Annotated in this window: 21 protein-coding genes; 6 read left to right on the top strand and 15 right to left on the bottom strand. The window is 60.4% G+C overall.

What is annotated here, in order from left to right:
* Positions 1-144 precede the first annotated feature (144 nt).
* The 6 genes from msrQ to ACYSTU_RS20690 all read right to left on the bottom strand — a co-directional run bounded on the left by msrQ (position 145) and on the right by ACYSTU_RS20690 (position 6,132).
* Entirely contained in the window at positions 145-768 is a 624-nt protein-coding gene (msrQ, locus tag ACYSTU_RS20665) for a protein-methionine-sulfoxide reductase heme-binding subunit MsrQ (RefSeq protein WP_136494024.1), read from the bottom strand.
* Entirely contained in the window at positions 768-1,781 is a 1,014-nt protein-coding gene (msrP, locus tag ACYSTU_RS20670) for a protein-methionine-sulfoxide reductase catalytic subunit MsrP (RefSeq protein WP_136494025.1), read from the bottom strand. Before msrP ends, msrQ begins: the two co-directional genes overlap by 1 nt.
* Positions 1,782-1,844: 63 nt before the next feature.
* The gene (gene pssA, locus ACYSTU_RS20675; protein WP_016773182.1) at positions 1,845-2,702 is read right to left on the bottom strand and encodes a CDP-diacylglycerol--serine O-phosphatidyltransferase; all 858 of its coding nucleotides are present in this window, start codon (positions 2,700-2,702) and stop codon (positions 1,845-1,847) included.
* Positions 2,703-2,850: 148 nt separating this feature from the next.
* Positions 2,851-3,867 carry a ketol-acid reductoisomerase gene (ilvC, locus tag ACYSTU_RS20680; RefSeq protein ID WP_003228216.1) on the bottom strand — a complete coding sequence of 339 codons (1,017 nt, stop codon included), beginning with the start codon at positions 3,865-3,867 and terminating at the stop codon, positions 2,851-2,853.
* Between the two features lie 46 nt (positions 3,868-3,913).
* On the bottom strand, positions 3,914-4,405 hold the full coding sequence (ilvN, locus tag ACYSTU_RS20685; protein WP_003176102.1) for an acetolactate synthase small subunit: 492 nt from the start codon (positions 4,403-4,405) through the stop codon (positions 3,914-3,916).
* 2 nt (positions 4,406-4,407) lie between these two features.
* Positions 4,408-6,132, bottom strand: a complete 1,725-nt coding sequence (locus tag ACYSTU_RS20690) for an acetolactate synthase 3 large subunit (protein WP_039761986.1) — start codon at positions 6,130-6,132, stop codon at positions 4,408-4,410.
* Positions 6,133-6,531: 399 nt separating this feature from the next.
* Here ACYSTU_RS20690 and ACYSTU_RS20695 point away from each other — a divergent pair, with 399 nt between their 5' ends.
* A complete protein-coding gene (locus ACYSTU_RS20695) occupies positions 6,532-6,948 on the top strand; it encodes a DUF4124 domain-containing protein (protein ID WP_264365770.1) in 417 nt (138 codons plus the stop codon).
* A gap of 22 nt (positions 6,949-6,970) precedes the next feature.
* On the opposite strand, the gene ACYSTU_RS20700 is transcribed toward ACYSTU_RS20695, so the two are convergent.
* From ACYSTU_RS20700 to mrcB, 3 genes are read right to left on the bottom strand one after another with little or no spacing between them, the layout of a single operon-like run.
* The gene (locus tag ACYSTU_RS20700; RefSeq protein ID WP_016773180.1) at positions 6,971-7,306 is read right to left on the bottom strand and encodes a YqcC family protein; all 336 of its coding nucleotides are present in this window, start codon (positions 7,304-7,306) and stop codon (positions 6,971-6,973) included.
* On the bottom strand, positions 7,306-8,055 hold the full coding sequence (locus ACYSTU_RS20705) for a tetratricopeptide repeat protein (protein WP_016773179.1): 750 nt from the start codon (positions 8,053-8,055) through the stop codon (positions 7,306-7,308). Before ACYSTU_RS20705 ends, ACYSTU_RS20700 begins: the two co-directional genes overlap by 1 nt.
* A 16-nt stretch (positions 8,056-8,071) precedes the next feature.
* Positions 8,072-10,396, bottom strand: coding sequence for a penicillin-binding protein 1B (gene mrcB, locus ACYSTU_RS20710; RefSeq protein WP_499001333.1), 2,325 nt, complete (start codon positions 10,394-10,396; stop codon positions 8,072-8,074).
* Between the two features lie 116 nt (positions 10,397-10,512).
* On the opposite strand from mrcB, the gene ACYSTU_RS20715 reads away from it, so the two are divergent.
* From ACYSTU_RS20715 to ACYSTU_RS20730, 4 genes are all read left to right on the top strand, one after another.
* Positions 10,513-12,069 carry a bifunctional aminoglycoside phosphotransferase/ATP-binding protein gene (locus ACYSTU_RS20715; RefSeq protein ID WP_122881691.1) on the top strand — a complete coding sequence of 519 codons (1,557 nt, stop codon included), beginning with the start codon at positions 10,513-10,515 and terminating at the stop codon, positions 12,067-12,069.
* 91 nt (positions 12,070-12,160) lie between these two features.
* A complete protein-coding gene (locus ACYSTU_RS20720) occupies positions 12,161-12,505 on the top strand; it encodes a pentapeptide repeat-containing protein (RefSeq protein WP_039761605.1) in 345 nt (114 codons plus the stop codon).
* 288 nt (positions 12,506-12,793) lie between these two features.
* Positions 12,794-13,066: a TfoX/Sxy family protein gene (locus ACYSTU_RS20725; RefSeq protein WP_016773175.1), complete on the top strand. Its 273-nt coding sequence runs from the start codon at positions 12,794-12,796 to the stop codon at positions 13,064-13,066.
* Between the two features lie 15 nt (positions 13,067-13,081).
* Positions 13,082-13,876, top strand: coding sequence for a Crp/Fnr family transcriptional regulator (locus ACYSTU_RS20730; RefSeq protein ID WP_264365772.1), 795 nt, complete (start codon positions 13,082-13,084; stop codon positions 13,874-13,876).
* Positions 13,877-14,109: 233 nt separating this feature from the next.
* Here ACYSTU_RS20730 and ACYSTU_RS20735 read toward each other — a convergent pair whose 3' ends face one another.
* From ACYSTU_RS20735 to ACYSTU_RS20750, 4 genes are read right to left on the bottom strand one after another with little or no spacing between them, the layout of a single operon-like run.
* A complete protein-coding gene (locus ACYSTU_RS20735; protein ID WP_264365773.1) occupies positions 14,110-14,958 on the bottom strand; it encodes a ChaN family lipoprotein in 849 nt (282 codons plus the stop codon).
* Positions 14,959-14,977: 19 nt separating this feature from the next.
* On the bottom strand, positions 14,978-15,745 hold the full coding sequence (locus ACYSTU_RS20740; RefSeq protein ID WP_264365774.1) for a heme ABC transporter ATP-binding protein: 768 nt from the start codon (positions 15,743-15,745) through the stop codon (positions 14,978-14,980).
* Positions 15,745-16,728: a FecCD family ABC transporter permease gene (locus ACYSTU_RS20745; protein WP_167333571.1), complete on the bottom strand. Its 984-nt coding sequence runs from the start codon at positions 16,726-16,728 to the stop codon at positions 15,745-15,747. Before ACYSTU_RS20745 ends, ACYSTU_RS20740 begins: the two co-directional genes overlap by 1 nt.
* 50 nt (positions 16,729-16,778) lie before the next feature.
* A complete protein-coding gene (locus ACYSTU_RS20750; RefSeq protein WP_130900974.1) occupies positions 16,779-17,651 on the bottom strand; it encodes a heme/hemin ABC transporter substrate-binding protein in 873 nt (290 codons plus the stop codon).
* A gap of 164 nt (positions 17,652-17,815) precedes the next feature.
* Here ACYSTU_RS20750 and ACYSTU_RS20755 point away from each other — a divergent pair, with 164 nt between their 5' ends.
* Positions 17,816-18,133 (top strand): Rieske (2Fe-2S) protein, encoded by a 318-nt coding sequence (locus ACYSTU_RS20755; RefSeq protein ID WP_024014328.1) that lies wholly within the window; start codon positions 17,816-17,818, stop codon positions 18,131-18,133.
* On the opposite strand, the gene sfsA is transcribed toward ACYSTU_RS20755, so the two are convergent.
* Together sfsA and ACYSTU_RS20765 are read right to left on the bottom strand one after the other, a co-directional pair.
* Positions 18,130-18,843 (bottom strand): DNA/RNA nuclease SfsA, encoded by a 714-nt coding sequence (gene sfsA / locus ACYSTU_RS20760; RefSeq protein WP_024014329.1) that lies wholly within the window; start codon positions 18,841-18,843, stop codon positions 18,130-18,132. The two genes, ACYSTU_RS20755 and sfsA, sit on opposite strands and share 4 nt — an antisense overlap.
* On the bottom strand, positions 18,843-20,012 hold the full coding sequence (locus ACYSTU_RS20765) for a pyridoxal phosphate-dependent aminotransferase (protein WP_016773168.1): 1,170 nt from the start codon (positions 20,010-20,012) through the stop codon (positions 18,843-18,845). The genes sfsA and ACYSTU_RS20765 overlap by 1 nt, the downstream gene beginning before the upstream one ends.
* Positions 20,013-20,110 lie beyond the last annotated feature (98 nt).

Raw genomic sequence — 20,110 nt, forward strand, 5'->3', positions numbered from 1 at the left:
CTCCTTCAACTCCTTCCAGGCTTCGATGATCTGAAGCAAGCCGCTGTCGAAAACTGCTTAACTCTTTGAATCTCAAGGAGTTTTCCGTTTCGACTGCGCCGGAAGTGGGGCGAATTATAGACCTCTGGAATCTGCCGTCAACCGTTAACTTCGCTTTTCTTGCAGATTTTGCTTTTTACCCAGTAAACGCGGGATTCGCTTCATCACCGGCGGCAGACGAAGCAGCAAAAGCACGCCACCTATAAAGGCATAAATGGTCCACTCTTCCAGATCGGCCCGCACGATCCACAGCATATGCAGCAAACCCAGTCCGAGAATCAGGTAAACCAGGCGATGCAGCTTCTTCCAGCGAGCTCCCAAACGACGCTGACTATAACGATTGGACGTCACCGCCAGTATCAGCAATCCGAGAAAGCCCAGCGCACCGACAATAATGTAAGGACGCTTGCGTAGCTCAACGCCCAACTGTGACCAATCGAACCCGAGGATAAACGCCATATAGCTGAACAGATGCAGCGTCACATAAGCAAAACACCAAAGCCCTAACTGCCGGCGCACTGCAATCCACCCCGCCCAGCCACTCAGCTTTTGCAACGGCGTCATGCTCAGCGTAATCAACAGCAACACCAGCGTGCCAAGCCCGAGACGATCAACCAGCACCTTGCCCGGATCAGGCCCGAGCAGATCGGCGAACGCTTGATAGAACCACAGCAATGGCCAGACCGCCGCAGCAATGAAAACGCCCACTCGCCAGAACGGATAACGCATCAGTAGTTCTTCCGCAGATCGAGCCCTGTATATAAAGAAGCGACTTCATCGGAGTAGCCGTTGAACATCTGCGTATCGCGCACATTCGGTTTGAACAGACTGTTCGGCAGGCGCCGCTCGCGCGCCTGGGTCCAGCGTGGATGGTCGACGGTAGGATTCACATTCGCGTAGAAGCCATATTCATCGGCAGCAATGCTTTGCCAGGTGGTCTTCGGCTGCTCACTGACCAGACTGATGCGCACAATGGACTTCACGCTTTTAAAGCCGTACTTCCACGGCACCACCAGACGCAGAGGCGCGCCGTTCTGGTTCGGCAGTTCGCGGCCATACATGCCCACCGCCAGGATCGCCAAAGGACTCATCGCCTCATCGAGACGCAAGCCTTCGACATACGGCCAGTCGATCAAGGCAAAACCGGAACGCTGGCCGGGCATGCTCTTGGGATCCTGCAAGGTTTCGAAGCGGATGTATTTGGCTTTGGAAGTCGGTTCGACCTGTTTGAGCAAGGCCGAGATGGGAAAGCCGATCCAGGGAATGACCATCGACCACGCCTCGACGCAGCGCAGACGATAAATACGCTCCTCCAACTGATACGGTTTCATGAAGTCTTCCAGCGCATAACGCCCCGGCTTACCCACCTCCCCGTCAATCACCACGCTCCAGGGTTCGGTTTTCAGGTCGCCAGCGTTCCTCGCGGGATCTCCCTTGCCGGTACCGAACTCATAAAAGTTGTTGTAGTTCGTCGCGTCTTTATAAGGCGTGATCGCCTCGTCCTTGACGTTGACCGCCCCCCATTGAGTAGAAGGAAGCTTTTCGGCAAACCAGGCCGGAGCCTTGCCGGATTCGACTTCAGAGTAACGCGGGGCATCAGCTGCGCTGGCCCAGCGCGGCAGGCTGCTCACGGCAATACCGGCAGCAGTGGCGCCGAGCAATTGGCGACGGGAGAGATAAATGGCTTCAGGCGTGACATCCGACTCATGGCAGTCGGATGCTTTGGGGATCTTGATCAACATGACAACTCCGCAGCTTTGGAGGACAGGTGCACCCATAGACTGCGGAGTATGCGGGAAATTACATCACTCGGCGTTTTTGTGACGACGAAGACGCAACAGATATTGCACCGGACCGGACGCCGCATAGGCGAGGAACACCAGCAGCAGAATGCGCGGCGGATCACTGAACACGACAGCGAATACCAGCACCACCGCGAGGATCGCCACGAACGGCACGCGACCTTTGAGATCCAGCTCCTTGAAGCTGTTGTACTTGATGTTGCTGACCATCAGCATGCCGGCCGCCGCCACCATCAAGGCCACCAGGAACGACATCTTCGAACCCTGGATGCCGTAATCGCTGAACGCCCAGACAATACCGGCCACCACACCTGCCGCCGCCGGGCTGGCCAGACCGATGAAGTAGCGTTTGTCCGCCGTGCCGACCTGGGTGTTGAAACGCGCCAGACGCAACGCCGCACCCGCTACATATATGAAGGCGACCATCCAGCCGACCTTGCCCATGTCTCCCAGCGCCCAGCCGAAGGCCAGCAATGCCGGCGCGACGCCGAAGGCGACCATGTCCGACAGCGAGTCGTACTCGGCGCCGAAGGCACTTTGCGTATTGGTCATGCGCGCCACGCGACCATCGAGGCCGTCGAGCACCATCGCGACGAAAATCGCGATCGCAGCGAAAGCGAAGTACTTGCTCGCATTCACCGAGTCGCCGGCGCTCAACGCGGCCTGGGCGCTCATCGAGTTGATGATGGAATAGAAGCCTGCGAACAGGTTGGCAGTGGTGAACAGGTTCGGCAGCAGATAGATACCACGATGCCGGACTTTACGACCTTCTGCGTCGTGCCCTTCTTCGATGTGTTCATCGATGGGCAGCAGGCTTTCGGCGTCGGAAGCCTTGTTCGGCTCTTCGGGACGTTCGCTCATGGACATTACCTTGCAACGGTTTGGAAAAAATTCGACAGAGGCTTGAGGACGACAGTTCGGCCACAAACGATGCAGCTTTATACCAGAAGCACCGGCCCAAACGAAAAAACGCGGCCGAGGCCGCGTTTTTCGTACAAGGAACGACGACTCAGTTCTTGGCTTTGTCGACGATCTTGTTGGCACCGATCCACGGCATCATGGAGCGCAGTTGCTCGCCGATGATTTCGATGCCGTGAGCGGCGTTGTTACGACGCTTGGCGGTCATCGAAGGGTAGCCGGTTGCGCCTTCGCTGATGAACATTTTGGCGTATTCGCCGTCCTGAATACGTTTCAGGGCGTTGCGCATGGCCTGACGGGATTCGGCGTTGATCACTTCCGGGCCAGTCACGTACTCGCCGTATTCGGCGTTGTTGGAGATCGAGTAGTTCATGTTGGCGATACCGCCTTCGTACATGAGGTCAACGATCAGCTTCAGTTCGTGCAGGCACTCGAAGTAGGCCATTTCCGGCGCGTAGCCAGCTTCAACCAGGGTTTCGAAACCGGCTTTCACCAGTTCAACGGTACCGCCGCACAGAACGGCTTGTTCGCCGAACAGGTCGGTTTCGGTCTCGTCCTTGAAGGTTGTTTCGATGATGCCGGTACGACCGCCACCAACGCCAGCGGCATAGGACAGTGCAACGTTCTTGGCGTTGCCCGAGGCGTCCTGGTAGATCGCGATCAGGTCAGGGATACCGCCGCCTTTGACGAACTCGGAACGCACGGTGTGGCCCGGGGCTTTCGGCGCGATCATGATTACGTCGAGGTCGGCACGCGGAACAACCTGGTTGTAGTGAATCGCGAAGCCGTGGGAGAAGGCCAGAGTGGCGCCTTTCTTGATGTTCGGCTCGATTTCGTTCTTGTACAGCGAGGACTGGAACTCGTCCGGGGTCAGGATCATGACCAGGTCGGCAGCGGCAACAGCGGAAGCAACGTCGGTCACTTTCAGGCCGTGAGCTTCGGCTTTGGCAACGGTGGCCGAACCTTTACGCAGACCGACGGTAACGTCGACACCGGAGTCTTTCAGGTTGCACGCCTGAGCGTGGCCCTGGGAGCCGTAACCGATGATGGCAACTTTCTTGCCCTGGATGATCGACAGGTCGCAGTCTTTATCGTAGAAAACTTTCATGAATTTCCCCTTATATCCGGCCGTTCAGGCCATGCGCTAATTTGGTTTAGATGCTGAGTACTTTGTCGCCGCGAGCAATGCCGGTCACGCCGCTACGGACGGTTTCCAGAATCGATGCGGTGCCGATGGACTGAATGAAGCTGTCGAGCTTGTCGCTGGTACCGGTCAATTGAACGGTATACACGCTGGCGCTGACGTCGACGATCTGCCCACGGTAGATATCGGTGGTGCGTTTGATCTCGGCGCGCTGGGCGCCAGTGGCCTTGACCTTGACCAGCATCAGTTCACGCTCGATGTGAGCGCTTTCCGACAGGTCCACCAGCTTGACCACTTCGATCAGCTTGTTCAGGTTTTTGGTGATCTGCTCGATCACTTCATCGTGGCCCACGGTGGTCAGCGTCAGACGCGACAGGGTCGGGTCTTCGGTCGGGGCCACGGTCAGGCTTTCGATGTTGTAGTTGCGCTGCGAGAACAGGCCGACTACGCGAGACAGAGCGCCGGGTTCGTTTTCCAGAAGCAGGGAAATAATGTGCCGCATGATTAAGTACGCTCCGTCTTGCTCAGCCACATATCGCGCATGGAGCCGTCTTTGATCTGCATCGGGTAGACGTGCTCGCTGGTGTCGACCGCAACATCGATGATCACCAGGCGATCCTTCATGGCAAACGCTTCGGCCATCTTCGACTTCAAGTCTTTCGATTCGGTGATGCGTACGCCAACGTGGCCGTAGGCTTCAGCCAGCTTGATGAAGTCGGGCAGCGATTCCATGTAGGAGTGCGAGTGACGGCTGCCGTAGCTCATGTCCTGCCACTGGCGAACCATGCCCAGCACACCGTTGTTGAGGATGACGATCTTCACCGGCAAGCCGTATTGCAGGCAGGTCGACAGCTCCTGGATGTTCATCTGGATACTGCCTTCGCCGGTGACGCAGGCAACGTCATCGTCCGGGAAGCTCAGTTTGATGCCCATCGCTGCTGGCAGACCGAAGCCCATCGTGCCCAGACCACCGGAGTTGATCCAGCGGTTCGGCTTGTTGAACGTGTAGTACTGCGCGGCAAACATCTGGTGCTGACCAACGTCGGAGGTCACAAAGGCGTCGCCCTTGGTCACTTCGCAGAGGGTTTCGATCACGGTCTGCGGCTTGATCTTGCTGCCGTCGCCCTTTTCATAAGGGAACAGGCCGCGATCACCGCGCCATTCATCGACCTGCTTCCACCAGCTGGCTACGGACTCCTTGTTCGGGGTCTCGCCGATTTCCTTGAGAATCGCGACCATTTCGGTCAGGACGCTCTCGACCGGACCCACGATTGGCACGTCGGCCTTGATGGTCTTGGAAATCGACGCCGGGTCGATGTCGATGTGGATGATCTTGGCGTTCGGGCAGAATTTCGCCGGGCCGTTGATCACCCGATCGTCGAAGCGCGCGCCGACGGCGAGGATCACATCGGCATGGTGCATCGCCAGGTTCGCGGTATAGCTGCCGTGCATGCCGAGCATGCCGATGAACTGACGGTCAGTGCCTGGGAAAGCGCCCAGACCCATCAACGTGTTGGTCACCGGCAGGTTGAGCATTTTCGCCAGTTCGGTCAGTTGCGCGGAGCCATTGCCGAGAATCACGCCGCCGCCGGAGTACAGCACCGGGCGCTTGGCCGCCAACAACATTTCTGCTGCTTTGCGGATCTGCCCGGAGTGACCGCGAACGGCCGGGCTGTAGGAGCGCAGCTTGGCCTTTTTCGGAAAAACGTATTCGAACTTTTCGGCCGGGTTGGTCATGTCTTTCGGGATGTCGACCACGACCGGGCCCGGACGACCGGATTGCGCCAGGTAGAAGGCCTTCTTCATGACTTCCGGGATTTCCGAAGCGTGCTTGATCATGAAGCTGTGCTTCACGATCGGCCGGGAGATACCGATCATGTCGGTTTCCTGGAACGCGTCGGTGCCGACCATGGTGCTTGGCACCTGACCGGAAATGATCACCATCGGAATCGAGTCCATGTAGGCGGTGGCGATACCGGTAATGGCGTTTGTGGCGCCTGGACCGGAAGTCACCAATACCACGCCGGCTTTACCGGTGGCACGGGCGTAGCCGTCAGCCATATGGGTCGCCGCTTGTTCGTGACGAACCAGGATGTGGGTCACTTCCGGTTCTTTGAACAGGGCATCGTAAACATGCAGGAGAGCACCACCCGGGTACCCGTAGATATATTTGACGCCTTCGTCACGCAAAAAGCGGACGAGCATCTCACCGCCAGATAAAAGCTCCACGTTGTTCACCTCTAAAACGCCAGAATACCGTCCACAAAAAAGGGGCGGGTCTTAATAGGTTTACTTCTCGGCAGAGCATGAGCGACGGTGGTCGCCGACTACGTCAGCACTGACTGAGCAAGTATTGGGATCGTCCCAAGTGTTGCGGGCCTTTCCCACCCAGCGCGAGGTAACGCGTTGCGGGTGTAACAGGTCGGCGCGGATGTGCGCCTCATGATCTACCGAGTGGGTCTGCTTCTGGCAGTCCCTCTACAGCGGACTTTGGATTCTTCTGTTTCGCCCTCTGCAAGTCAAGTCGTCTGTGTGGTTAATTGTGGGTAAGCACATGAGAACGCAAGAAAAAACCTGAAAAGCGCTACTCTGTTAGCGTCAATTGCGCATTTTTGCCAAGGAATCAGCATGCGAACGCTCCTCCTCACTCTGCTGATCGGTCTCAGCCCATGGTGCTCGGCCGCTCAAATCTACAAATGGGTCGATGCCCAAGGCGTCACGCATTTCGATGCACAGCCGCCGCAGGGCCAACCGTCGACGACCGTACAGACGCCCTCCTCACCCGCACCGAAAGCTGCGCCGATGCCGGGCGGCGGCGTACTTGGCGATCAGAAAGCCATTGATGCCAAGGTGAAGAAACAGGTCGCCGAGCATCAGGCGCAGCTCAAGGCATTTTGCGAACAGGCACGCACGAACCTGGCGCAACTGCAGAACAATCCGCGTTTGCGTGAGGAGGTCGAGGGGGATGTGCGCAGGCTCGACGATACACAGCGTCAGGAACGCATCGTCGAAGCGAAGAAGCAGATTGCCGAGAACTGCCAGTAGGCCTGGCAGTTCCCAGTTTAGTTCAGCGGGACGCAGTGATCAGCAGGTCAAACTCTTTGAGCAGCACCTGCAACTGCCGATCCTTTCCGCCAAGGTTGCGCTGGGCAAAGACCATTTCCGCCATTTCCTGAATGCCCGAGGCGTTCGGCAGCGGCAGATCCTGTTCGAGGATCATCTTCATGCGCGGCAGGAAGATCCATTGCAGCCATTGCTCGAAGTCCAGCGTGTCGACGGAAAACGGCTCGACACTGCTCAGCGCTTCGGCGGACGGCTCAACCTCATCCCACCAGCCCTGGGTGCGCAGCTCTCGTTCGATCAGCAACAGCTGATCGGCGATTTTCGGGAAGCGCACATCCATCACAGGGAAACCTTGGCCTTCTGACGGGCCAGTGCGGCGCCGGCGGAATCGCCTTGTTTCTCACGAGACTGAGCGATGATTTCCCACAGGCTGGCTTGCAGATCCGGACGACCGTTGGCCATGGTCAGCGCACGACGGGCAAATTGCTCGGCTTGCGGCGCATCGCCCTGGGCCATACGTACTTGCGCCAAACGGTACAGCACTTGTGGCTCACGGGGGGCGACACGTTGCGCCCGCTCCAGGCTGGAAGAAGCACCATTGAGGTCGCCACCGGCCTGTTGCTGTTGCGCGGTGGTCAGCAAGGCGAGTACCGGGCCGTCCAGTTGCTCATCCGCCGACAGGCCACCGCCACTGCTGGCCGAAGGAATGCCACTTGGCGTCGACGGCATGCTGTAGCTGCCGGAGTTGATCGGCGCCGACTCAACCGCCGACGGGTTGTAAGGCCCCGACGTGATGCCTCCGGATGCCGGCCCCGGGACGATCGGCGAAGAGCTGATCGGTGTCGACACCGCCGCACCACCACCCGGCACCATCACCACTACGCCGGTATCGCCTTGCGGAATCGCCTGAGTCTGGCCCTGCACCGGGCGCTTGACCGTGGTCTGGCGGAAACCGCCATTGGCGCCGATGCGCTCGCTGTTGGACACGGCGGTGCCCGAATCCACCACAGGAATCGAACCACGCTGTACGGTGGAGCAGCCGCTGAGCAAAGCCACGGCGGTCACCGCTGGAATCAACCACTTGTTCACTTGAAACCCTCTTTGCTTAATTCATCCAGCCCTTGACCCAGTCCATCACCGACTCCGGCGAGGCAGGTGTTTCGCTTGCACACGCGGCGCCGGGTGGCGGTTCGCTGCCGCGAATATACGGCATCTGTACCGCGCCGGGGCAGTTGGCATCCGAACCCTGGCCGGTGCGCGAATCGACCCAGGCCTGCACGACGTTGTCCGGCTGCGGCATGTCCAGCGGCAGCGGATCGGCCTTGCGCATGAAACTGGTCCAGACCTGCAGCGCACCGGTGGCCCCGGTGAACGGCGTCTTGCCGTTGTCATCGCGGCCGAGCCAGACCACTGCCAGCAGATCCTGACTGAAACCGGCGAACCAGCTGTCGCGCGAATCGTTACTGGTACCGGTCTTGCCCGCCAGTGTCAGGGTCTTGGGCAGCACGTTATAAACCGAACTGCCGGTACCTTCACGCATCACCCGCTGCATCGCGTTCTGGATCAGGTAAATCGAGGCAGGGTCGAAGCGCTGTTCGATCTGGAACGGATAGCGCTTGAGCGGCTCGCCCTCGGCGGTCAACACGCTGCGGATGCCGCGCATCGGCGTATTGAAACCACCGTTGGCCAGCGTCTGATACATGGTCGCCACTTCGATCGGCGTCATGCCGCCGGCACCGAGCAGCATCGACGGGAACGCCGGGAACTCACGAGTGACGCCCAGGCGACCCACGGTCTTGAGCACGTTAGGCACACCGACTTCCAGGCCCAGACGCGAGGTCGACAGGTTGTAGGAATGCGCCAGGCCCTGATAGAGGAACACCGTACCGTGGGAGCGGCGATCGTAGTTCTGCGGCTTCCACACCTGACCGTTGGCGCCCTTGACCGACAGCGGATCGTCCGACAGCCAACTGGTCAGCGTGTACTGGCTCGGCTTCTCGAGCGCGGTCAGATACACCGCCGGTTTGATCAGCGAGCCGATCGGGCGCACCGCATCCAGCGCGCGGTTGAAGCCGGCATAGCTGGCCTGACGGCTGCCGATCATCGCCTGGACTTCACCGGTTTCCGGGTTGGTCACGACCATCGCCGCTTCGACGTCATCCGAGCCCTTGCGCCCAGCCAGACGCTTGAACGTGTCGTTGACCGAGGCTTCGGCTTTCATCTGCAGAATCGGGTCGAAACTGGTGAAGATGCGCAGGCCTTCTTCGGTCAAGTCTTCGTCGCGGTAGTCTTCGCGCAACTGACGTTTGACCAGATCGATAAAGCCCGGGAACGAGCTGTCGGCGAGCTTGCCGCGAGTCGTCACGCCGAGCGGCATTTTCTTCGCCGCTTCGACCTGCTCGGCGGTTGCCACGCCTTGCTGCGCCAGCACGTCGAGGACCAGATCACGCCGCTCCAGCGCGCGCTCCGGGTTACGACGCGGGTTGTAGTAGGACGGCCCCTTGACCATGCCGACCAGCAACGCCACTTGATGCAGTTTCAGCTCGGACAATGGCTGGCCGAAGAAGAACTGGCTGGCCAGACCGAAACCGTGCACCGCACGCTGACCGTCCTGGCCGACAAAGACTTCGTTGAGGTAGGCCTCAAGGATTTCCTTCTTGTCGTAATGCAGTTCGAGCAGCAACGCCATCATCGCTTCGGTGAGCTTGCGGGTCAGGCTGCGTTCGCTGGTCAGGTAGAAGTTCTTCACCAACTGCTGGGTCAGCGTACTGCCGCCCTGGGTCATCTTGCCGCCGGAGGTGTTGATCCACACGGCGCGGGCGATCGATTTCGGCGACACACCCCAGTGACTGTAGAAGTCGCGGTCTTCCACAGCGATCAAGGTTTCGAGCAGGTACGGCGGCACCTGATCGAGTTTGATCAGGATGCGGTCTTCAAGATTTTTCGGGTAAATGCCGCCGATCATCAGCGGCTCGAGGCGCACCACCGACAGTTTCGAACCGTTGGTCGCGGACAGCTCGGCAACGTAATCGCCGGAGAAGCGCACGCGCACCGGCTGCGGCTTTTCCAGGCCTTCATAGAACTGGAAGCCACGGGTGTTCAGGTCAACCGTATTGCCGCTGACGGCGGCGGCGCCGGGGCCATTGCTCACGGCTTCGCGGCGATAGCCGAGGGCATCGAGTTCGGTGAGGAAATCGTCCTTGCTGAGCTTCTGTCCGACGAACAGCTCGAGCGGGCGCGCGTATACCTTGGCCGGGATGGTCCAGCGCTTGCCGGAGAACTTCTCCTGCACCACGGCATCGAGGTAAACGGCGAAGCCGGCCAGCACTACAAGGCCGACCAGGCTGAGTTTAATGGCCCAGCTCAACCATGGGCTGAGGCCCTTGGCTGGTGGTTTTTTCTTGGTACGGGGGGATCGGGATCGAGTCATGGCGGCGGATTATACGCACTTTATCGATCCTCAACAGGCACGCGCGGAGGTTTGCGTCAGGCGGGCAAGCAGCCATAATGGCCGCCTCGAATTCCCCCGCCTCTGAAGGATCGCCCGTGAGCCAGTCCCTGATCGCTGCCCTGCAAAACCCGGCCCTCTACCCGCATCCCGTCGAAGGGTTTCAGGTCATCGAAACCCACATTTCGTGGGTGATTCTCACCGGCCCCTTTGCCTATAAAGTGAAGAAGCCGGTGAATTTCGGCTTCCTCGACTTCACCAGCCTCGACGCCCGTGCGCATTTCTGCGCTGAAGAGCTGCGTCTGAACCAGCGTCTGACCGCTGATTTGTATCTGGACGTGTTGCCAATCACCGGCAGCGTCGAGGCACCGCAATTGGGCGGCGACGGCCCGGCTATCGAATACGTGCTGAAAATGCGCCAGTTCCCCCAGAGCGGCTTGCTCAGCACCCTGCAAGCCAATGGCGAACTGACCACTCAGCACATCGATGCGTTGGCCGAACAGATCGCCCATTTCCATCTCAACGCCCCGAAAGTCCCGGCCGAACACGACGCCGGCACGCCGGACAGCGTGATGGCGCCGGTCGCGCAAAACTTCGAGCAGATCCTGCCGTTCCTCAGCGACAAAAACGATTTGCTGCAACTTGAGGCCCTGAAAGCCTGGGCCGAAAGCAGCTTCGAGCGCCTCAAGCCCCTGTTCGCCCAGCGCAAGGCGCAAGGTTTCACCCGTGAATGCCACGGCGACATCCATTTGGGCAACGCCACGGTCATCGACGGCAATGTGGTGATCTTCGACTGCATCGAGTTCAACGAGCCATTCCGTTTCACTGACGTCTGGGCCGACACCGGCTTCCTCGCCATGGACCTGGAAGACCGTGGCCTGAAATCGTTGGCGCGTCGCCTCATCAGCCAGTACTTGGAACTGACCGGCGACTATGAGGGCCTGGAAGTGCTGAACTTCTATAAAGCCTACCGCGCGCTGGTGCGGGCCAAGGTGGCATTGTTCAGCATGCCGGCCGACGCGACTGCGGTGCAGCGCGCCACCACCCTGCGCCAGTACCGCAACTACGCCAACCTGGCGGAAAGCTACAGCACCATTCCTTCGCGCTTCATGGCCATTACCCACGGTGTTTCCGCAGTCGGCAAGAGCCATGTGGCCATGCGCCTGGTCGAAGCGCTGGGCGCGATTCGCCTGCGTTCCGATGTCGAGCGCAAGCGCCTGTTTGGTGAGCAGACCGTTGCCAACGATGTGCAGGCCGGCATTTACAGCGCCGATGCCAGCACCGCGACCTACGCGCGCCTGCATGAAATCGCCGAGGTGATCCTGCACGCCGGGTTCCCGGTGGTCATCGACGCGACTTACCTCAAGCGTGAACAGCGCGACAACGCGGCGAAGATTGCCGAAGCCACCGGCACGCCGTTCCTGATCCTCGACTGCAACGCCCCGCAAGCGGTAATCGAGAGCTGGCTGGCGATGCGTCAGGCCGACCAGAAGGATCCGTCCGACGCCACCCTGGCAGTGATCGAAGCGCAGCAGGCCAATCGCGAAGCGCTGACCCCGGAGGAGATTCTGCGCAGCAAACGCGTGCAGACCAATGAATCCGGCACGCTGGACACCGTGGTCGCGCAGATCCGTCAGCGCCTGCCGGGTCTGTAAAAAACTATTTCGGCCGTGAAGCCCTCGCTCGCTTCACGGCCGGCAAATAGTGGCACTATACTGGCGTCATAAAACCAACAGGTGATCTGACATGAGCCAGCCTAAACTGCTCGACACTCCGCTTTACGCCCTGCTGCACAAAGATGACGTTGCAGGCTTCAACAAAGAACGTCCACAGGATGGCCCGATCGACATGGTCGGCGGCGATTTCCGTGGTCTCGACCTGCGCGAGCTGAACGCCGACGGCGTGGATTTCCGCGATGCGTACTTCCGCTCCGCCGACCTGCGCGGCATCGACTTCCGCAAGGCTTCGCTCGAAGGCGCCAGCCTGGCCCATGCGCAGATTTCCGGGGCGTACTTTCCGCCGGAGCTGAGTGCTGACGAGATTCTGATGTCGATGAATTTCGGCACGCGGTTGCGCTATCGCACCCGCTGAAATCTGGAAATCTTCCTGACGCCACGCCTTTCCCCTGTCGGAGCGAGCCTGCTCGCGAAGGCGTAGTGTCAGCTGATATCGATTGTGTCTGATACGCCCTCTTCGCGAGCAGGCTCGCTCTCACATTGTTAACCGCCTAACTCGCTTCCCTCTGCGTTCGCAGGTCCTTTACCCCCTTTCTTAGAAGCGTTTGCGTCGAATCCGACCAAACAACCACGCTTTTCCTACTGATGGCTACACTGCTGAGAAGCTCGCCCACGCACCATTCGGCCGTCGCAAGGAGGCTTGATGAATGATGAACTGCAACACCTGAAAAATCTTGGCAAGACATCGGCGCAATGGCTGCATGCCGTGGGCATCCACAGCGCCTCGGACTTGCGTCGCCTCGGTGCAGTGGATGCCTACCGGGCTGTGCGTACTCGGGGGTTTCGCGCATCGAAGGTGTTGTTGTATGCGATCGAGGGCGCGTTGATGGACGTGCACTGGAACGATATCCCCGCCGAGCGCAAGGACGCCTTGAACAAACAGCTCGAAGCCATTTCCGCGCGCCACAAGAACTGAACAGGCGCTGACGCCATGTATTTACTGGGGGAACAATCGGCCCACGCCGACGCATTGATCAATCGCTTGCAGAGTCTTCCCGGGCAGTGGTTGCAGGATTTGTCGCCGTGCGCGCCGGTCATCGAGCTGGAGGCAACGGACGATCTGTTTGCACAGGTGCCGAGCGATCAGTTGTTTCTGCTGAGCGAGGGCGTGGTACATGGCTGCATCGCGGGCCGTGCGCTGTTCTACTGGCAGGAAGGTGATCTGCTCGGCCTGCAACGTGGCGAGCAATGGAGCGATTGCCGCATTTGCAGCGACAGCGCTGTGCGCCTGGTGCCCTATGGGCGCGCTGAGGTTTTGCAGCATCTGTATGCCGATCCTGATCGATCGGAGCAGTTGCTGAGCTATCTGCTCGGGCAAATGGCGCTGCTCGCCCATGCCGTGGCCGAGCTGAAACCCCGAGAGTTCCGCAGCACCAACGGCTTCAAACGCGTTGAGGCGGGCGCCGTGCTGATTCAACAGGGCGATGCAGCGGATCATGTCTTCGTGATCATCGACGGGCACGCCGAGGCATTTGTGGACGGGTACAAGGTCGGTGACGTGGCCAAGGACGAGATTTTCGGCGCCATGGCGTTGTTTACCGGCGAGCCGCGCAACGCTTCGGTGGTGACGTCCGAGCCGAGCACGTTGATGTTGATTCCCGGTGATCAATTTTTGAGCATGACCCGCAGCAATCCGAAGATCGCCCATAGCCTGATTGAGGGCATGGCTCGACGCATCGGCCAGTTGAATCGCAGGATCACGCAGTTGACGACGCAGCGCATCTAGCGCAAAGCCCTTTATTCACAGGGCCTCACCACCGCTCGCAAAACAAAATTACAGATTTGCAAAATCAGCGGTTGACGCGGTAATGAGAATCGCTATGATTATCACAACTGGTCGCGAGATCAGTCGATATTCTGAAAAGCCCTTGGTTCGGACTCTCAGATTATCTCCTCATCAGGCTAATCACGGTTATTTGACCCGGTTTTTTACCGGGTCTTTTTTTGCCTGTGGAAAAGTCATTTAGCGAATTGCTGGCGCATCTGCTCGCAGTAATCCGGCTTCGGCGTGGCAGGCGTGTACCAGACGTAATCGGCCATCGCCGCCGATACCGCAGCGCCCTGCTCGGCCAGCATCAATACGATCGGCGCCTTGCCAGCGCCGAGATCCGACAGATGCAGCGGCACGCCGACATCCTTGCGCGCATGCCAGGCACCGGCCAGCAGAATCGAAGGCATCGGCGCCGCCAGCATGCGTTCGGCCATGCGTCGATCACGCTGTTGCTGAATCGCCAGCATTGCTGGCATCTGTGATTCGGGCAGCAAGCCGCAGTGGGATTCACTGATTTGCCCAAGCAAAGTTTTTTTAACCGACAGCGAATTGCTGCGCGGACCGTTCAGAGCAGGTGGATTGCGGTAGAACGCGCGGATTTCGCTGTCATCGAGATTGGCCGCCAGCAGCGGATACGGCTGCGACAGGGCAAAGCGCACGATCGGCCCGTAAAGGTTCCAGTCCCAGCCCTCTTGCCAGGCCAATGCCGCGGGCAGATCTGCCGGAACGGATTTCGGCTGGCGCGCCGCATCGACTTTCGCTTGTTGAACCGGCGAGAGCATTTCCAGCAGCAGACTGCCTTGCGCTCGCTGCTCGCCGAGCGACTGCAACAGCCACAACTGTGCGGCATGGTGATCGGCGTTGTCGTGCTGCTCACCGATGATCAAACGCTCAGGCTCAGCCAGACGCGTCAGCAATTGCTGCGCCGTAAGTACCTCGCCGCTGCGCAGATCGCGGATATCAGCGCCCACCGGCGGAGCCGCCACGTGCTGACAGCCCGCGAGCAACACCAGCGCCAACAACCACAATCCACGCATGCGACACCTCGATGATGATTCAGCGGGCGATGATCAGCGGATGCCCACGCTCCGGGTGCGGTTGCACCAAAACCTCCAGGCCGAACACTGCTTTAAGCGTATCCGGACGCAGCACCTGCTGCGGAGTATCCAGCGCAACCGGGCGCCCCTCCTCCAGCAACAGCACACGATCACAATAGCGTGCCGCCAGATTCAGATCATGCAGGATCACCAGCACCGCCGCACCGCGATCGGCGAACTCGCGCACCGCCTGCAAGGTGGTGTGCTGATGCAGCGGATCGAGCATCGACGTCGGTTCGTCGAGCAACAGGGTTTGCCCGGCCTGACCCGGCCAGAGTTGCGCCAGCACCCGCGCCAGATGCACGCGCTGACGCTCGCCACCGGACAACGCCAGATAACTGCGCCCACTCAGGTGCCCGGCATCGGCGGCGGCCAGCGCTGCCGCGACGATTTCGTCATCACGTACGCGCCCGGTCTGGTAAGGCAAGCGGCCCATGCCGACGACCTCTTCCACGGCGAAGGCAAAATCCAGCGTCGACACCTGCGGCAACACCGCCAGTCGTTGTGCCCGCTGCGTTCCGCTCCAGTGGCTCAACGTCTGACCATCGAGCGAGACATTGCCGTCGCTGGCGGGCAACTCACCACACAATGCGCCAAGCAACGTACTTTTCCCGGCGCCGTTCGGCCCCAGCACGCCAAGCACCTCGCCGGGTTCGAGCCCGAGCGTAACCCCACTGAGCACTGCTTTGCGGCCACGGCGGACATGCAGATTGTGCGCAGACAACATCAGGCACGCCCTCGCAGCAGCAGATAAAGGAAGAACGGCGCGCCGATAAACGCCGTGACAATGCCGATCGGCAACTCCGCCGGCGCCAGCGCCAGGCGCGCCACCAGATCGGCGAGCAATAACAGGCTCGCACCCGCCAAAACCGAGGCTGGCAACAGAACTTTGTGATCGGGGCCGGCCAGCAGGCGCACCAGATGCGGCACCACCAGCCCGACAAAACCGATCATGCCCGCCGCCGCCACCGCCGCGCCGACACCCAGCGCGGTGCAGAACACCAGTTCGCGCTTGAGCCGTTCGACATCGATGCCCAGATGACCGGCCTCGGATTCACCGAGCAACAAGGCATTCAATGCCTTGGCCCGACGCGGCAGCCACAGCGCCACGCCGATGGTGATGATCAGCAGTGGCCACAGCCGCGCGTAACTGGCGCCGTTGAGGCTGCCCAGATTCCAGAAGGTCAGGGTGCGCAGCGTGGCGTCATCGGCCAGATAGGTGAACAGACCGACCGCCGAACTGGCCAGCGCCGTCAAAGCGATACCGGCCAGCAACATGGTCGCCACATGCGTCTGACCGTTGCGCCGGCCCAGCCGGTAGACCAGCGCCGTCACCCCGAGCCCGCCAAGAAACGCACACACCGACAACAGATACGGCCCGAACCACTCCGGCAGGCCGCCGAATAACGAACCGCCGACAATCGCAATCGCCGCGCCAAGCGCCGCGCCACTGGACACCCCGACCAGCCCCGGATCGGCCAGCGGATTACGAAACAAGCCCTGCATCGCTACCCCGGATAGCGCCAGCACTCCGCCGACCGCCAAGCCGAGCAAGGTTCGCGGCAGGCGGATCTGGCCGAGAATCAGCTCAGCCTGCTCCAACCCTTGCGGCGCCAACGGCACGCCGATCAGACGCAGCGCCGCGCGCAAGGTATCGAACAGCGGCAGGCTCACCGGCCCCAGCGCCAGCGACAGCCAGATCGCGAGCAGACACAGCAATGTCAGGCCGATAAACAAGCCACGGGGTTTGACCAGTGTGGTCATTGGCCGCCCTTGGCCGGGTAGAAGCCGTCAGTCAGGGTTTGCAAAGCAGCCGGCAACCGTGGCCCGAGACCGCCAACCAGCAGCGTCGGGTCCAGCTCCATCACCCGCCCGCTCTTGGCCGCGCGGCTGGAATTGAGGATGGGGTTTTCCTTGAACAACGCGGCTTTTGCCGCCTCACCGGTCAACGCTCGGTCAGCGAACACCAGCACTTCGGGATCGAGGCTGGCGAGGGATTCGACAGAAAACGGTTTGTAGCCGGTATGAGTAGCAAGGTTGTGCCCGCCGGCCTGTTGCAGCAGCCAATCGGCGGCAGTGTCCTTGCCGGCGATCAACGGCTTGCCGCCGGCGTGCCCGAGCAGCAGCAACACACCGGGGGCTTTCTGTGTGGTTTGCACTTGGGTAACTCGCACTGTCTGCGCCTGGAGCTGCTGTTGATAACTCTGCAGCAGCTGCGCTGCCTGGCTTTGTGCGCCGAGCAACTGGCCCAAACGAGTGACATTCTTTTCCAGCGTCGGCAGATCAGCCTGTGCCGAGAACAGCTCGACGTTCACTTTGGCGGCTTTGACTTGCGCCAGAACCGGCGGCGGCCCCATTTCTTCGGTACCGACAAGAATGTCCGGGCGCAGGCTCAAGATGCCTTCGGCCGACAGGCTGCGCTGATAACCAATACTCGGCAGCGCCTGCAACGATTGGGGATGCTGACTGGTGGTGTCGACCCCTACCAGCTTCGATTCGCCGCCCAGTGCGCTGACCCATTCCGACAGCGCACCGCCGGCGCTGACCCAGCGTTGCGGTAAATCCGCTGCGATCGCCTGATGGCTGAGAAAAAGGCCGACGCACAGTACGGCAACGCGGGTTTTCAGGCGCATACGCAGCTTCCTTGAACAAGGTTTCCCGGGCATCGGCGCAGCGAGCCAAGTATCCTCGGCAACGGCCAGACTCCCTGTGGGAGAAGGTCGCCATTTGATAATTGTTTGCATTTGAACGTCAAGCTCGGACATATCCAGACACGAGCGGACATTTGAGGATAGCCATGAAGTTTCTCTGCGCCGACAGTGAGCTGGCCGAAGGTGGCAGTCGCGGTTTCGAAATCGAAGGCAAAAAGCTGTTTGCCGTGCGTCGTGGCGGCAAGGTGTTTGTCTATTTCAATCGCTGCCCGCACCGGGGCGTCGGGCTGGAATGGCAGCCCGACCAGTTTCTCGATCCGAGCAATAGCCTGATCCAGTGCGCTACCCATGGCGCACTGTTTCTGATCGAGGACGGCGAATGCGTCGCAGGCCCCTGCGCCGGGCAGTCGCTCACGGCAATTGAATGCCGGGAAGATACACAAGGCGTGTGGGTCGACGTTTAACCGTTTAGCCGCACGTCGAGTCGGCGGTCGATGACCATTTCTTCGTGGTCAAGGCGCACACCGTAGGCCAACACCTCAACACCGCAGGCGACCGCTTCACGCAGCGCCTCGGCGTAAGCCCAATCGATTTCCTCGGCCGGGCGCACGGCATCGATGCCGGTGAGGTTCACGCAGTACAACTGCACCGCCCGAATGCCGTCGCGCGCCAGATGCGCCAGCTCGCGCAGATGTTTGGCGCCGCGCTGGGTCACCGCATCGGGAAACGCCGCCACCGCCGTGCCGTCGAAGCCGAGGGTGACGCTTTTGACTTCGACATACGCCGGGCCGCTGGGGTATTCGAGGCGGAAGTCGATGCGGCTTTTTTCCTGTCCGTAGGCAACCTCACGCTTCAATGCGGTAAAACCGTTCAACTCGGTGATCACGCCCGCCTGCAAGGCTTCCTCAACCAAGCCGTTGGCGCGCCCGGTGTTGACGCAAAACAGCCGGCCCTGCGGGGTTTCGCCAATTTCCCAAGTGCCGGGCAATTTGCGTTTCGGGTCATTGGAGCGACTGAACCAGACCTGCCCGCCCTCGACCTGGCAATTGAGCATCGAACCGGTGTTAGGGCAGTGAATGGTCAGCAACTCCCCGCTAACGGTCTCGATATCGGCGAGAAACCGCTTGTATCGGCGAATCAGTCGCGCTTCTTCCAGAGCAGGATAAAAGCGCATCAGCCTTGCCAGCTCTTCAAGCCGCGCGCAATGCGCTCAACCGCTTCCTGTAAACGTGCGAGGTTTTGTGTGTAAGCGAAGCGCACGTGATGGCTGGCCTGATAACGACCGAAATCCAGTCCCGGCGTAAAGGCAACGTGCTCGGTTTCGAGGAAATGCCGGCAGAACGCGAAGGCATCACCGCCGAAACGGCTGATATCGGCGTACAGATAAAACGCGCCTTCCGGCTCAACGGCGATGTTGAAACCGAGTTCACGCAGCGCCGGCAGGAGGAAGTCGCGACGGCGCGCAAACTCGGCGCGGCGTTCTTCGAGAATCGCAATGGTGGCCGGCTCGAAACAGGCCAGTGCCGCGTATTGCGCCATGCTTGGCGCGCTGATGTAGAGGTTCTGCGCGAGTTTTTCCAGTTCGCTGACTGCCGCTTCTGGCGCCACCAACCAGCCCAGGCGCCAACCGGTCATGCCGAAATACTTGGAGAAACTGTTGAGGACAAAAGCGCTGTCATCAACTTCCAGCACACTGGCGGCATCGGTGCCGTAAGTCAGGCCGTGGTAGATCTCATCCACCACCAAGTGCCCGTGCCTGGCCTTGATCGCTGTGGATAATCCGCCCAGTTCATCGCGGGTCAGCAAAGTGCCCGTCGGGTTGGCCGGCGAAGCGACAAGGGCGCCGACACTGTCGTGATCCCAATGCCGCTCGACCAGATCCGGGGTCAGTTGATAACGCACCTCCGGCCCGACCGGCACCAGTTGCGCCGCGCCTTCGACCAGCCGCAAGAAATGCCGATTGCACGGGTAGCCGGGGTCTGCCAACAGCCAGTGTTTACCCGGATCGACCAACAGGGCACTGGCCAGCAACAGCGCGCCGGAGCCGCCCGGCGTGATCAGAATCCGCCGTGGGTCGATATTCAGGCCGTACCGCGATTGGTAGAAACCGGCGATCGCCTCGCGCAGTTCGGGAATGCCACGGGCGGCGGTGTAACGGGTCTTGCCGGCGCTCAACGCAGCTTGCCCGGCGCGGATGATCGGCTCGGCGGTGGTGAAGTCCGGCTCGCCGATTTCCAGATGGATCACGTCGTGGCCTTCGGCCTGCAATTCATTGGCCCGCGCCAGCAGCGCCATCACATGGAACGGTTCGATCGCACGACTGCGCGCACTGTAGGGGCCCATTGGAATGCCTTCGACGGAAAAAAGAGACGATTCTACCTGTCTGCCGGAACGAGCGAGAACCCGTGGAGGTCACAGCCTCAAGAACGCTGGACTGTAAC

The sequence above is a fragment of the Pseudomonas glycinis genome, from assembly GCF_054871425.1.